Source organism: Shewanella bicestrii (assembly GCF_002216875.1).
Lineage (GTDB): Bacteria > Pseudomonadota > Gammaproteobacteria > Enterobacterales > Shewanellaceae > Shewanella > Shewanella seohaensis.
This window is the reverse complement of the sequence record NZ_CP022358.1, coordinates 1,878,730-1,892,029: the sequence shown is the minus strand read 5'-3', so window position 1 is coordinate 1,892,029 and position 13,300 is coordinate 1,878,730. Positions and strand designations below refer to the sequence as shown.

Genomic DNA, 13,300 nt, shown 5'->3' with positions numbered 1-13,300 from the left:
ACAACCTTAGAGCACATACTTCGCCGAGAAGATGATCCGGCTTAAATCACCATCATCACCATTCTCTTTACTATTCTGGGCGTACATATATTCAACCCCAAAGGTCAGTGGTTTGCTAGGGGAATACAACAGGTTGATATAGCCAGAATAAGCATCCTTATTCACCCCTGTGCCCGTTAAGGCCACATCATTATCCGCTTGCATGCCAGAGAATGTCACACTGGTGCGCCACTGTTCGTTCCACCAATGACGGTAAGACACAAAGCCGCCGAAGGTACGAATGGATTCAATATCACCGCTCGCATCTAACACGCCGGCATTAATATAGTTAAGCGCCATATAACGCCCTAAACCGTCACCATAGGTTGCGGTAAAGCGCAGATCATCTTTCCCAATGGGAATAATCCCCGCCACACTGGCGCCGTAGCCGAAGCTCGAACTATCGATTTGAGTCGCACCGATTTTGGTTTCTAAATTGAGTTGACGGGCGATACCCGCAAACGAGAATGAAGCACCACCGTCCGTCTTGAGATTGTATCTCGCCACCACATCAGGCACGACACCATTACCACTAGTGATGCGTGCACCACCTTGGTTCGGTGTTACCGTTGTTTCAGGGTTTTCTATCGCAAATTGGAAATTACCATGGGTATAACGCAGTAACGATTGGCGCACAAAGGGCGTACCATCTGCAGCACCCACAAAGTCGAGGTTTTCAGGCAAGGCAGCAGGGTTTTGGAATGTGGTCCAGGTTTGACCTACGGTCCAATTATCATAGGACACATAGGCATGGCGGATACGTGGTGAATAGCTGTTAGACACCCGCTCATTGCCATCTGTGTGGGTCATAAAATCCAGCTCAATAAAGCCCGATAAGCTATGGCCATCAAGATCCGTTGCCGCCTTAAAATTGAATCGCGTCTCACGGGCTTGGAAATCCACCACTTGGTTACCATTGCCTTCTTTACCGTAAATGGTACCCGGTACATAAAACTGACGGGATAAATCCCCCGAATCTGGTGCCCCATTGCCATAATCGCTGAACATTACGTCCGCCTTGATATAGCCACCAAATTCAACGTCAGTATTTTTTAAAGAAGCCGCATTGGCAGAGCCCATAAATGCCAATAAGGTTGCAGAGTAAAGCAAGCTAAGTTTTGCTTGTTTCATTTTATGTTTCCCCAGTTGTTATTATTTGTCCGCAGCCAATATGGACAATTTAACAAGCGAGCAACATTGGCAATAAGTCTATGAGACAAAAGTAGAAAATGCTAAAAACAAAGCGAAAATGCTTTGTGATTACATGCTGAGGAAGAGTTTACTAGGGAATTTAAGAGTGGTGGGTCGTGAAGGATTCGAACCTTCGACCAATTGGTTAAAAGCCAACTGCTCTACCGACTGAGCTAACGACCCATTTGTTTTTGCACTGATTTATTCACTTTCAGTAAAGTGGTGGGTCGTGAAGGATTCGAACCTTCGACCAATTGGTTAAAAGCCAACTGCTCTACCGACTGAGCTAACGACCCATCTAGGACTCTGAATTTTACACTTCCAGAAAAGTGGCGAATCGTGAAGGATTTAAACCATTCGACTGATTGGTTAAAAGCCAACTGCCCTAGCTTTATAAAAAAAGCGACTGAGCTAACGACCCGTCTATTTTGGCGCTGATTTATTCACTTTCAGTAAAGTGGTGGGTCGTGAAGGATTCGAACCTTCGACCAATTGGTTAAAAGCCAACTGCTCTACCGACTGAGCTAACGACCCATCTATTTTTGCGCTGATTTATTCACTCTCAGTAAAGTGGTGGGTCGTGAAGGATTCGAACCTTCGACCAATTGGTTAAAAGCCAACTGCTCTACCGACTGAGCTAACGACCCATCTAAGGACTCTGAGTTTTACACTTTCAGAAAAGTGGTGGGTCGTGAAGGATTCGAACCTTCGACCAATTGGTTAAAAGCCAACTGCTCTACCGACTGAGCTAACGACCCATCTATTTGGCACTGAGTTATTCACTTTCAGTAAAGTGGTGGGTCGTGAAGGATTCGAACCTTCGACCAATTGGTTAAAAGCCAACTGCTCTACCGACTGAGCTAACGACCCATCTTATTTACAACACTTCAAATACCGCTAACTTATTCTATTTACTAGAGTAAGTGGTGGGTCGTGAAGGATTCGAACCTTCGACCAATTGGTTAAAAGCCAACTGCTCTACCGACTGAGCTAACGACCCATTTACTGGTATTTTGCGCCCCGAACGACCTCGCCGTTCCGAGGGCGCCTATAATACCTTTTTCATTTTCCCATGCAAGCGTAAATTCCCAATTTTTTGTCGTTTGCATGAAAAACAGACTAAGAGTATGTTTTTTAGTTAATTATGCTTTAATTGCAGCCAATTGTTGTTGGGCAATGCGTGCTGCAGCGCTGTTGGCGTAGTCTTTTACCACTTGTTGGTAGTATTGAGTCGCACCGGCTTTATCACCGGTTTTCTCTGCGATCATGCCAAGCTTCACTAGACTGTCACCACGTTTGTTGGAATCACTAAAACGGGTCACGACGGTATTGAAGGCTTGTTTGGCTTCAGCAAATTCACTCTTGTTAAACAGTAACTGTCCTAACCAATAGTTGGCATTGGCAGCATAAACTGAATCCGGATACTGTTTAATGAAGGCGCGAAACGCTGGGATAGCATCGTCATACTTGCGCTCTTTCAGCACTAAGTTCACCGCACCTTCGTAGCTGGCCGTTTCACTTAAGCTACTGGCGGCGGCATTGGCACTTGCTGCGGCAGCAGCGGGCGTTGCAGGAGTAGAAGCTGCTGGCGCGGCAGCGGCTTTGGAGGATAAATTGGCAATTTCATCGTAAAGCTGACGCTGACGTTGTTGCATCTGCTCTATTTGATAATTCTGTTGTTCGGTCAAACCACGTAAGTCGAGAACTTCTTGCTGCAAAGTATCCAGACGGCGCTGCATATCAATTTCGCTTTGTTGTCTCGATTTTACAATGCGCTCTAAACGAGCAAGTCTGTCATCACCTGAACCACCAGCAATATCTTCAACAGGAGCAGGAGCTGCAACTGCAGCTCCTGCGCCGAAGAACATTGCCGTAATTAAGACGGCACGTTTCATCTAGTTACTCTCCGTAATTCAATCTTAGTAAACTAAAACTGCACGACGGTTTTTAGCAAAACCTTCATCGGTACGAGTGAAGTCAAGTGGCTTCTCTTCGCCATAGCTTACGATGCTCATTTGGCTAGGTTGTACACCCATGCCTTGTAAGTATTTAGCAACAGCTTTAGCACGACGCTCACCCAGTGCGATGTTGTATTCAGGCGTGCCACGCTCGTCGGCATGACCTTCAATCAATACGCGTACGCTTGGGTGCTCAACTAAATAAGTACCGTGGGCTTCGAGTACAGCGGCATATTCAGTTTGAACTTCACTGCGGTCGAAGTCGAAGTAAATGATGTGTTCTTTTCTCAACTGCTCGAGTTGCTGACGTTGTTGCTCTTCAGGTGACAACATTCCACCAATACCGCCAGTTTGAACGCCACCACCATTCAGTTCGCTACCAGAACCGTTTGTAGAGCCCATTGCATCAGTTTCTGATTCAGAAGTTGAGCTACACGCACTAATAGCCATAATTGGAAGTGCTACCAACATAGCTTTTAACAACTTGTTCAGATCCATTATCTGTTCCTTATAAAATTAAATGTGAATAAATCTAGCTAATACATTAGAGAAACGGAGACCAAGAAGGTGATTTCACCTCGCCCTGACCTACCGGTAATCTCGCTTTAAAGCGTCCGTCCGTAGAAACAGCTGCTAAAACTTGCTTGCCTTGATACGTAGTGCCATAAATCACCATAGTACCATTAGGGGCCACACTTGGAGATTCGTCCAAACGTGTCGATGTCAGCACCTGCATAAAGCGCGTACTTAAATCCATACGTGCAATATTAAATTTACCGTTTGTGCGATTCACAAAAATCATGCTGCGACCATCAGGGGTAATTGAACCACCTAAATTCCATTCACCTTCAAAGGTTTCACGGGTCACTTTGCCTGAATTTAAATCTACACGATATAACTGTGGTCTACCACCGCGCTCGGAGGTAAACAACAATGACTTGCCATCGGGATACCAAGATGGCTCAGTATCGATGGAATAGTGGTTGGTAATACGTTTTGCTGCCTTAGTGGCGATATCGATAACGTAAATCTCAGGTTGACCATCCTTTGAGAGGGTCACTGCTAAGGATTTACCATCGGGCGAGAATGTCGGTGCACCGTTAATGCCAGGGAAGCTACTCACCTTAGTACGTACTTGGGTGTAAAGATCCTGAACAAAAATCTCAGCCTTTTTGTTTTCAAAGCTCACATAAGCTAAACGACGGCCATCGGGTGACCAAGAAGGAGACATCAGCGGCTCTGGAGAGCGCAGCAACATCTGCTCGTTGTAACCGTCATAGTCGGCGATCATCAGTGAATAAGCCGCTTTCTGGGTATGGTTAACCACCACGTAGGAAATACGGGTTAAGAAAGCACCACGAATACCCGTCAGCTTCTCATAGACGATATCGCTGATACGGTGGCCATATTGACGGAACTGCGCCGCAGAAATCACCGTTTGGCGACTATCCATCAAAAACTCTGTCGCACTGGTAGGCCCTTTTAGCGCTTGGTTTTGCGCTTTAACCAAATCGATAAGGTCAAAGCTCACCAAAAACTGATCTGTGCCATAGGGTTTTACCGATCCCACAACAACGGCTTCGGCACCCACATTGGCCCACGCACTCGCGTCAAACTGGGCTAAAGCACCGATACCACGTTGTGGTAACCCTAATTCATCTAATGGTTTAAAGGTACCGCTACGTATTAAATCAGACATTACCACATCGGCGATCGCCTGAGGTGGTGCCCCCGCTCCTTGCCATTGGAATGGCATCACTGCGATTGGACGCGCCGCATCCACACCCTCAGTGATCACAATATCCAGCGCCGCTTTTGCCGGCATAGTGCAAAGCAGAACCGCCAATGCTAACCATTTTGCCAAAATTTTCATGGGACTCCTTTAATTAAACGTTGGTTCAACGATTAAGTTAATTTCTTTCATCAAGTTATAAACCGCAGGATCCGGAGACACTGGTAACTTGCCCGCTTTTAAAATCGCCGCTTTTGCTGCACGGCAAACGTTAGGATCGCCACCCTGTGTCTGACTGCTGATCACAAAACCATCGTTGGCTAAACGCACAGAAACAGTACAGGTTTTACCACGCATCGACTCGTCAACCACCAGGTTGCGTTGAATCGTCGATTTAATCATCGCGGTGTATTTACCCACTTCCGTCTGCATTTGCTTATTCATGGTTTGCGATAACGCAGCCTGTTCGGCGGCTAACGCATCAGCCATTTCCTGCTCTTGCTGGGCACGCACTTTAGCTTCTGCATCCGCTTTTGCCTTAGCTTCGGCTTTTGCTTTAGCTTCAGCATCTGCCTTGGCTTTTGCCTCCGCTTTGGCCTTAGCGTCTGCCTCGGCTTTCGCCTTGGCTTCGGCTTCCTTCTGCTTACGATCTGCCTCGGCTTTCGCGGCTGCGGCCTCTTCTACTTTGCGTTTTTCCGCCGCTTTTTGAGCTGCATCTTCAGCAAGTTTACGTTCTTGCTCCTTCTGCTTGCGGTCGGCTTCAGCTTTCTGCGCTTTTTCCTTTTCCTGTTGCTGCTTCACCTGCGCGGCTTTCGCGGCATCATTGGCCTTTTGGGTCTCAATTTCTTGCTGCTTACGTTCTTCCGCCAGTTTCTTCAACTGTGCTTGTTCACGCTCACGGGCTTGCTTTGCTTCCTGTGCTTTGCGTTCAAGTTCGGCTTGGCGCTCACGTTCGCGGCGCTCAGCATCGCGCTTTTCCTGCTTAAGCTTTTCAACTTGATTAGCCACTTTTTGCTGATCAACCATAACAGCTTTTACTGCAGGGGCGCTAACTTGTTGCACAGGTTCAGGTTTATGGGTGAAATCTATGCCAATGGCCAGAATAATTATCACGCCAATATGAATACCTGCTGAAATTGACAGAGGTAATGCAACATTTGAATTATCCGCCACCTATTTCTCCTTGGGTGAATCCGTCATCAAACCGACTGAGGGAACACCTGCCTGCTGCAGGGTCACCATCAATTGGATCACGTTATCGTAAGGAATATTTCTATCGGCTTTCACCACCACAGGGCGCTCAGGTTCTGTCAACATGATCGCCGCGACGGCGGTGGCTAACTCATCCAATTCCATCTCTTCGTTATTAGAACCGCCCTGATTGAGGAAATAAGCACCGTCAGCATCGATAGACGCGACCACTGGCGGCTTACTGTCCGCAGGCAATACTTCAGCCGCCCCTTGTGGCAGCTCCACTTTCACCCCTTGGGTCACAATCGGCGCTGTTACCATGAAAATAATCAGCAGCACGAGCATGACGTCGATATAAGGCACCACGTTGATTTCGGCAACGGGGCGACGACGTTTACGCTGATAACCGACTTGCATTATACGCCTTCCTTCTCACTGTATGCTTGGCGATGCAGGATGCTAGAAAACTCTTCCATAAAGTTAGCGTAACCGATTTCCAGCTTTTCAACTTGAGTCGCAAAACGGTTATAAGCGATAACGGCTGGGATTGCCGCAAACAGACCCATTGCGGTTGCAATCAGTGCTTCTGCAATACCTGGCGCCACCATGGCGAGCGTCGCGTTTTCCATTGAGCCGATAGCGATAAATGAATTCATAATACCCCATACCGTACCAAACAAACCGATATAAGGGCTAGTCGAACCAATAGTTGCCAATAAAGGTAAGTTGGCTTCTAACTTTTCTAATTCACGGGATAAGGTGACGCGCATGGCACGTGAAGTCCCATCCATCACCGCATCGGGCACTTTGTTATTTAATTTATTTAGACGTGAATATTCTTTAAAACCCGTCACAAATAATGACTCTAAGCCAGTATTATCTGGACGAGCCGATAATTCTTTATACAGACGATTTAAATCAACGCCTGACCAAAATTTATCTTCAAATTTTGCCGATTTACTTTTTGCAGATGTCAATAAGCTACGGCGTTGTAAAATCACCGTCCAAGACATTACAGACAAGCAAAGTAAAGTGAACATCACAAATTTCACTAATAAACTGGCTTGTAAAAATAACCCAACAATCGACATATCAGCTTGCACTGTCAAACTCCTGCACAATATTTAAGGGAATAGCTCGGGGACGCATTCGTGATAAGGCAACACAGGCCACTAGCACTGTACCTTCACAATAACAGTCTCCCTGATGATCAACCAAACGTTGATGAAATACCAACGAGGCCTTTTTCAACTCTATGACCTTAGTTTCTACAATAAGGTTCTGTTCAAAACGCGCGGCTTTTTTAAAATCCAATTCCGCCCGCTTAACTACAAACGCCGTATCATCGGCTAACAGTGCAGTCTGGCTTACGCCTAAGGCTCTTAACCACTCGGTTCGCGCCCGCTCAAAAAAATTGAGATAGTTCGAATGATAGACAACGCCGCCTGCGTCGGTGTCTTCGTAATAGACTGAAATGGGCCAATTAAACGTCATTTGAAATCAGCAAATTTTGGTTGAAAAATTGACGCTTACTATACCTAGGGAAACAAGACTTGTGAATGACCCGACGAAGATATAGATAGGGATAGCGCGGGTTTCAGCGCAATTGAGGGATTTGTAAATAACAATGGGGTCAAACGACCCCATTTCATTAACATAGTTCGCTATTTTGCGAGGGTTTGCGGCAATGTCAGCCCGAAGCTTTGCCACAGGAAGCTGTAAATGTCGGCAAACTCGTCGATCTTCATCGCCGTCGGTTTGCCAGCACCGTGCCCGGCATTGGACTCTATGCGCATAATGACGGGTTTATCGCCCTGCTGCTTCTCTTGCATCATGGCGGCAAACTTAAAGCTGTGAAGTGGTACCACGCGATCGTCATGGTCAGCCGTCATCACCATAGTTGCAGGATAGGCCTGGGCTTTAACGTTGTGGTATGGCGAGTAAGCCAATAACGCAGGGAATTGTTCAGCGTTGTCAGCACTGCCGTATTCACTGGTCCAAGCCCAGCCAATGGTGAACTTGTGGAAACGCAGCATATCTAGCACACCCACGGCCGGTAACACTGCGGCGAACAGTTCCGGACGTTGAGTAACCGCAGCGCCCATTAACAAACCACCGTTACTGCGACCATAGGCACCTAACTTAGTGCTGTTGGTGTATTTTTCGTTGATTAGGTATTCGGCCGCCGCAAAATAGTCATCAAACACATTTTGCTTTTTATCGAACATCCCCGCTTGGTGCCAGCTTTCGCCGTAATCCGCACCGCCACGTAGGCTTGGTACGGCGTAAATGCCGCCCATATCTAACCAAGCGATGTTGGCAGGACTAAAACGCGGTGTCATTGAAATCGCAAAGCCGCCATAGGCATACAGAAGCGTTGGGTTTTGACCATTCTTCACCAGCCCTTTCTTGTAAGACACCATCATAGGGACGCGAGTACCGTCCTTACTGGTGTAGAACACTTGCTCAGACACATAGTCATCGGGATTGAACGACACCTGCGGCTTAGCGACTACTGTGGACTCTGCCGTTTTAAAATCGAACTTATAGGTGGTTTCGGGTTGAATATAGCTGTTAAAGACATAGTAGAAATAGTCTTTGCTCGCCTTACCGAAAGGCCCTGCGACATTACCTTTGCCAGGCAAAGTGACATCCTGACGCTTTTGTCCGCCCATGCTGAAAATCGATAACTGACCCAATACATCGTGCAAATAACTGACGACTAAATGGTCATTAATAATGGCCACTTTATTAATAGGATCTTTCGATTCTGGAATAATGGTTTGCCACTGGGATTTATCACTATTACGGGTATCGATGGCAATCACTTTACCGTTTGGCGCATCTAAATCGGTCTTGAAATAAAATACCGCGCCATCATTCCCTAAAAACTCATATTCCGCTTCGAGGTTAAGGATTAATTCAACCACCTGCGCTTTAGGTTCAAACAGTGATTTATAGAAGAAACGATTACGTTTGTCTGTGCCTTGCGAAATTGACAACAGTAAATATTCGCCCTGCTCAGACACATCGATGCCAAAGCCCCAATCTTTATTTTGTGGGCGTTCGTAAATCAATAAATCTTGGCGCTGATCTGTGCCTAATTTGTGGTAATACACTTTTTGGTTAAAATTGACATCGGCCAGTAAATCACCGCCCGCAGGCGCATCGTAACGGGCATAGAAAACACCTTGGTTTTCCTTATCCCACACTGCGCTGGAGAATTTAATCCAGTTGAGTTCATCTTTCAGCTTTTTACCCGTGGCAATATCGATAAACTGCCACTGCTGCCAGTCAGAGCCTGACTTAGACACACCATAGGCTAGAATCTTGCCGTCATTACTGACGGAAACGCCAGAAAGTGCCACAGTTCCATCGGCTGAAAAACCATTTGGATCCAGTACAGGTTTCTCAACGCCATCTTTGCCTTTTACATACAGCACCGATTGCGCTTGTAAACCATCGTTACGGTAATAAAACTGGTTATCGCCATTCTCGAAGGGAGCAGAGATTTTCTCGTAGTTCCACAGCTCTGTGATACGGTCAACCACGGCTTGTTTGTTGGGGATCTTCGCCAAGTAAGCTTGACCAAAGGCCTGTTGTTCTTTTACCCAGCTTTCAGTTTCTGGCGTGTTTTCTTCAAGGTGGCGGTAAGGGTCCGCCACTGCAACACCTTGAATAGTCTCGACTAAGTTGTCTTTTCGGGTTTCTGGGTAAACCAATTTGTTTGCGCTGACCTGCTGTGCGGCCTCTTCTGGCGTATTGCCACTCTGGCAGGCGGCCAACGCCATGCCCAATGTGGCCACTAATAAACCTTGCTGGGCAAGGCGAAATCTTAATGCCATCTTTTATCGTCCTTTTGGTGATGTCCGGCTTAACGCTCTTTTGCAGCAAGTACTATACAAGCAAAATTTTTCATGGCAATGCCGCAGCAAAAGATGAGCTTTTCTAGCGAAGAGGCAAGATTTAACAAAGTGGTAGCAATGATGAGTTTATTGAAGTGTATTTTTATGCATTAATTCTGACTGACAAGTTGTTAATCAAGCTAAATAGTGACTTAAGTGAGCCAGATCACTTAATTAACCATTAGTTTTGCTAATGAGTCAGGGCAATTTTTCTCGTTTGCTTGAGCCCTTGGGACGCACTAAAATGTGCTTGTTTTCAGGAGATATCCGCTAGCGGATATGGAAAACAAAGAACTTTTAAACTGGTGTCTTTTTAAGACGTCAGTTCATCCCTGGTTCTTATGCTTGACTTCCTTCCTTCAATTTGTTGATTGCAAATGCATTTTTTGCGGCCCGCTTAGTTTAAGCGGGCTTTTTTTTATCTCGATTCAAACACGCCACGAAAATCTAGCGATTTTCAGTCGTCTTTTGTTACATAAAAATCTAATCCTCTTCCCTAAAAACGCAGCAATGACCTCATGCCTTAGCGTCACTCTTAGCATTGCCGAACTTTAAAAAGCCAAAAGCTTGAATGATTGAGATTGGAATAACACGCATGCATTCGCGAGATGCACGCTTCAGAAATGACAATACCAAGTCCGAAGACTTGGCATTGCTGTTTGTAACGTATTAACACTAGGCGTAACGCTATCTTTTAAACGATAAGCTATGGGCATTAACTTAGAGACAATAACTCACATCAGTGGCTTACTGATCCGGATAACCACGCGGCGGTTGAGTGCTCGCTCCTCAATATCGTCATTCGACGCCACATGACGGCGCTCACCATGGCCGACAGTGACAATCCTATCCTGTGGGATCCCACTGGCGACAAAGAAATCTTTTACCGATTCAGCACGCTTGTCCGACACTTTTTGGTTAACGGAGCGGCCACCGTAACTGTCGGTATAGGCATCGACTAACACCAGCTCCACATCCGGATCGTAGGACAAATATTCCTGAATACGCGAAAGTTGCTGCTGCGAAAACCGCGTTAAGTCGGTTCCACCTTCTTCGTAATTAAGTACGGTAAAGGCAATATCTTCGAAGCTATAGGGCAATAAATGCGATAGGCACGACTTAAACTCAGCATATTTACGGCCAAAGTTCGCCGCCGACAGCCCTACAGCAATTTTATTGGATTGGTTGTACCAATCGGCATAATAAAACGTTGGTTCCATGCCACGACTCAACTCACTCAACATCGACCAAGCAGCACGTTTTGGCACTTCACCATTAAAGTACTTTTGGTAACGTAATGAAGTGATTTCTTTCGACACCACGCCAGGACGCCATTGGGGAGCACGGCTCATCAAGGTCGCCTGTGTGACTTGGTCCGGTTTCACCCACATGTCCAAGGTAAAGTTAAGATTTAACTGTTTACCCGCTTCGCTGGTGAAAATCGCCTTACCGTAGGACGGAATATCATGCTCAAGACGGCACACGATGGGGCTGTTTTGACTGACTCGCCATTGGGATTCTCCCAAAGAGGCCACATAGTGGCGCAACTCTGCCATTGCAGTTGCTGGAACGCATAAAATTGATACTAATATCAGTTTTCGCCACATAGCCCTTACTCGTGTTTATTCGGTTACGAAGTTTTATCGGCAAACTTTTTAGTTCCTTTAGCTCATAAAACCACCAATCAAACATGACACATCCTAGTTCATTTAGCATAATAGCGCCCTATCATTTTTCTTGGGTACTTTAATGAGCGATATTAGCGACGCAAACAAATTGAAACACCGATTTCGAGGCTACTTTCCGGTAGTGATAGATGTCGAAACCGCGGGCTTCAACTCTCAAACCGATGCGTTGCTGGAAATAGCCGTCACGCTGTTAAAAATGGATGATGAAGGCTTGCTCTGCATTGATAAAACCCTGCATTTCAATATTGAGCCCTTTGAAGGCGCCAACTTAGAACCTGAGGCACTGGCCTTTAATGGTATTGATCCCACCAATCCATTACGCGGCGCAGTAAGCGAAAAAGAAGCCTTTTTAGAGATTTTTAAAGCCGTAAAAAAAGCGCAGAAGGCCTCCGATTGCCACCGCAGTATTATCGTGGCGCACAACGCCGCCTTCGATCATGGCTTTGTGAGTAAAGCGATTGAGCGTTGTGACTTAAAACGCTCACCCTTCCACCCTTTTGCCACCTTTGATACAGCAACACTCGCAGGCTTAGCTATCGGCCATACCGTGCTGGCCAAAGCCTGCATCATGGCGGGGATCCCTTTCGATAATAAAGAAGCTCACTCTGCACTTTACGATACAGAGCGCACCGCGGAGCTGTTTTGCTATATCGTCAACCGCTGGAAGCATTTAGGTGGTTGGCCACTCTTAGCCGCTGGTGAGTCAGAGGATACAGATGGTGAGGAATAAGCGTTAATGCTTATAACCGCTGTCACACGCCCAATAAAAAAGCTGCCCTGAGGCAGCTTTTTTATTACAAGAAAATCAGCAAATTACAGAGAGCTTGCGTTTTCTGCTAAGTAAGCCGCAACACCTTCAGTGCTTGCGTTCATACCTTTGTCGCCTTTTTCCCAACCTGCAGGGCAAACATCACCGTGCTCTTCGTGGAATTGCAGAGCGTCGATCATACGCAGCATTTCGTCAACGTTACGGCCTAATGGCAGATCGTTAACTACTTGGTGACGTACCATACCTTCTTTGTCGATCAGGAATGAACCACGGAAAGCCACACCAGCTTCTGGGTGCTCAACATCGTATGCTTTACAGATGTCGTGTTTAACGTCAGCAACTAAAGTGTATTTCACTTGGCCAATACCACCTTTTTCTACTGGGGTGTTGCGCCATGCGTTGTGAGTGAATTGAGAATCGATAGACACACCGATCACTTCAACACCACGCTTAGTGAACTCTTCCATGCGGTGATCGAAAGCGATCAACTCTGATGGACAAACGAAAGTGAAGTCAAGTGGATAGAAAAATACAACCGCTGGCTTACCTTTGATGGCCGCAGTTAAGTTAAAGCTATCTACGATTTCGCCAGAACCTAATACAGCTGCAGCAGTAAAATCAGGAGCCGGACGGCCTACTAATACGCTCATTTTATATCTCCATCTATGAGTTGAACTAACTATTAAAGTAAAACATCTCTTAAACACGCTAGCACCGATTTGCGCGAGTGTATTTGAGGGAGCTTACCAATCAAATCTTTAGGCATTATAAGTCGTGCGTTTTGCCTTACAACCTATTTAAGACCAATATCACATTTTTCAAGGGCA

The 13,300-nt window shown here is 46.2% G+C and carries 12 protein-coding genes and 8 tRNA genes; 1 reads left to right on the top strand and 19 read right to left on the bottom strand.

Going from position 1 to position 13,300, the window contains the following annotated elements; all coding sequences use genetic code 11:
* Window positions 1-6: 6 nt before the first annotated feature.
* From CF168_RS08295 to motY, 18 genes are all read right to left on the bottom strand, one after another.
* Window positions 7-1,170 (bottom strand): DcaP family trimeric outer membrane transporter, encoded by a 1,164-nt coding sequence (locus CF168_RS08295; protein WP_089067565.1) that lies wholly within the window; start codon window positions 1,168-1,170, stop codon window positions 7-9.
* Between the two features lie 167 nt (window positions 1,171-1,337).
* Window positions 1,338-1,413, bottom strand: a tRNA-Lys gene (locus CF168_RS08290).
* Between the two features lie 37 nt (window positions 1,414-1,450).
* Window positions 1,451-1,526, bottom strand: a tRNA-Lys gene (locus tag CF168_RS08285).
* Between the two features lie 34 nt (window positions 1,527-1,560).
* A tRNA-Lys gene (locus CF168_RS08280) sits at window positions 1,561-1,651 on the bottom strand.
* 37 nt (window positions 1,652-1,688) lie between these two features.
* A tRNA-Lys gene (locus tag CF168_RS08275) sits at window positions 1,689-1,764 on the bottom strand.
* Window positions 1,765-1,801: 37 nt separating this feature from the next.
* Window positions 1,802-1,877, bottom strand: a tRNA-Lys gene (locus CF168_RS08270).
* A gap of 35 nt (window positions 1,878-1,912) precedes the next feature.
* Window positions 1,913-1,988: transfer RNA gene (locus CF168_RS08265), tRNA-Lys, on the bottom strand.
* Between the two features lie 36 nt (window positions 1,989-2,024).
* Window positions 2,025-2,100: transfer RNA gene (locus CF168_RS08260), tRNA-Lys, on the bottom strand.
* A gap of 54 nt (window positions 2,101-2,154) precedes the next feature.
* Window positions 2,155-2,230, bottom strand: a tRNA-Lys gene (locus CF168_RS08255).
* 142 nt (window positions 2,231-2,372) lie between these two features.
* Window positions 2,373-3,125: a tol-pal system protein YbgF gene (gene ybgF / locus CF168_RS08250; protein WP_089067564.1), complete on the bottom strand. Its 753-nt coding sequence runs from the start codon at window positions 3,123-3,125 to the stop codon at window positions 2,373-2,375.
* 24 nt (window positions 3,126-3,149) lie between these two features.
* Entirely contained in the window at window positions 3,150-3,686 is a 537-nt protein-coding gene (gene pal / locus CF168_RS08245; protein ID WP_055648392.1) for a peptidoglycan-associated lipoprotein Pal, read from the bottom strand.
* A 46-nt stretch (window positions 3,687-3,732) separates the two neighbouring features.
* Window positions 3,733-5,061: a Tol-Pal system beta propeller repeat protein TolB gene (gene tolB / locus CF168_RS08240; protein ID WP_011717444.1), complete on the bottom strand. Its 1,329-nt coding sequence runs from the start codon at window positions 5,059-5,061 to the stop codon at window positions 3,733-3,735.
* 9 nt (window positions 5,062-5,070) lie between these two features.
* On the bottom strand, window positions 5,071-6,093 hold the full coding sequence (gene tolA / locus CF168_RS08235) for a cell envelope integrity protein TolA (RefSeq protein WP_089067563.1): 1,023 nt from the start codon (window positions 6,091-6,093) through the stop codon (window positions 5,071-5,073).
* The gene (tolR, locus tag CF168_RS08230) at window positions 6,094-6,528 is read right to left on the bottom strand and encodes a protein TolR (protein WP_089067562.1); all 435 of its coding nucleotides are present in this window, start codon (window positions 6,526-6,528) and stop codon (window positions 6,094-6,096) included. It lies immediately after the preceding gene.
* The gene (gene tolQ / locus CF168_RS08225) at window positions 6,528-7,214 is read right to left on the bottom strand and encodes a protein TolQ (protein WP_011623131.1); all 687 of its coding nucleotides are present in this window, start codon (window positions 7,212-7,214) and stop codon (window positions 6,528-6,530) included. Before tolQ ends, tolR begins: the two co-directional genes overlap by 1 nt.
* Window positions 7,204-7,605, bottom strand: coding sequence for a tol-pal system-associated acyl-CoA thioesterase (ybgC, locus tag CF168_RS08220; RefSeq protein WP_011626519.1), 402 nt, complete (start codon window positions 7,603-7,605; stop codon window positions 7,204-7,206). The genes tolQ and ybgC overlap by 11 nt, the downstream gene beginning before the upstream one ends.
* Window positions 7,606-7,775: 170 nt before the next feature.
* A complete protein-coding gene (locus CF168_RS08215) occupies window positions 7,776-9,956 on the bottom strand; it encodes a prolyl oligopeptidase family serine peptidase (RefSeq protein ID WP_089067561.1) in 2,181 nt (726 codons plus the stop codon).
* Between the two features lie 794 nt (window positions 9,957-10,750).
* Window positions 10,751-11,623, bottom strand: a complete 873-nt coding sequence (motY, locus tag CF168_RS08210; protein ID WP_089067560.1) for a flagellar protein MotY — start codon at window positions 11,621-11,623, stop codon at window positions 10,751-10,753.
* 142 nt (window positions 11,624-11,765) lie between these two features.
* On the opposite strand from motY, the gene rnt reads away from it, so the two are divergent.
* On the top strand, window positions 11,766-12,434 hold the full coding sequence (gene rnt, locus CF168_RS08205) for a ribonuclease T (RefSeq protein WP_089067559.1): 669 nt from the start codon (window positions 11,766-11,768) through the stop codon (window positions 12,432-12,434).
* Window positions 12,435-12,517: 83 nt separating this feature from the next.
* On the opposite strand, the gene CF168_RS08200 is transcribed toward rnt, so the two are convergent.
* On the bottom strand, window positions 12,518-13,123 hold the full coding sequence (locus CF168_RS08200) for a peroxiredoxin (RefSeq protein WP_011623136.1): 606 nt from the start codon (window positions 13,121-13,123) through the stop codon (window positions 12,518-12,520).
* Between the last annotated feature and the right edge of the window lie 177 nt (window positions 13,124-13,300).

Coding starts and splice junctions, on each gene's coding strand:
- CF168_RS08295 (WP_089067565.1), bottom strand. CDS start 1,170: ATGAAACAAGCAAAACTTAGCTTGCTTTACTCTGCAACCTTATTGGCA.
- CF168_RS08200 (WP_011623136.1), bottom strand. CDS start 13,123: ATGAGCGTATTAGTAGGCCGTCCGGCTCCTGATTTTACTGCTGCAGCT.
- CF168_RS08215 (WP_089067561.1), bottom strand. CDS start 9,956: ATGGCATTAAGATTTCGCCTTGCCCAGCAAGGTTTATTAGTGGCCACA.
- ybgF (WP_089067564.1), bottom strand. CDS start 3,125: ATGAAACGTGCCGTCTTAATTACGGCAATGTTCTTCGGCGCAGGAGCT.
- tolB (WP_011717444.1), bottom strand. CDS start 5,061: ATGAAAATTTTGGCAAAATGGTTAGCATTGGCGGTTCTGCTTTGCACT.
- ybgC (WP_011626519.1), bottom strand. CDS start 7,605: ATGACGTTTAATTGGCCCATTTCAGTCTATTACGAAGACACCGACGCA.
- motY (WP_089067560.1), bottom strand. CDS start 11,623: ATGTGGCGAAAACTGATATTAGTATCAATTTTATGCGTTCCAGCAACT.
- rnt (WP_089067559.1), top strand. CDS start 11,766: ATGAGCGATATTAGCGACGCAAACAAATTGAAACACCGATTTCGAGGC.
- tolR (WP_089067562.1), bottom strand. CDS start 6,528: ATGCAAGTCGGTTATCAGCGTAAACGTCGTCGCCCCGTTGCCGAAATC.
- pal (WP_055648392.1), bottom strand. CDS start 3,686: ATGGATCTGAACAAGTTGTTAAAAGCTATGTTGGTAGCACTTCCAATT.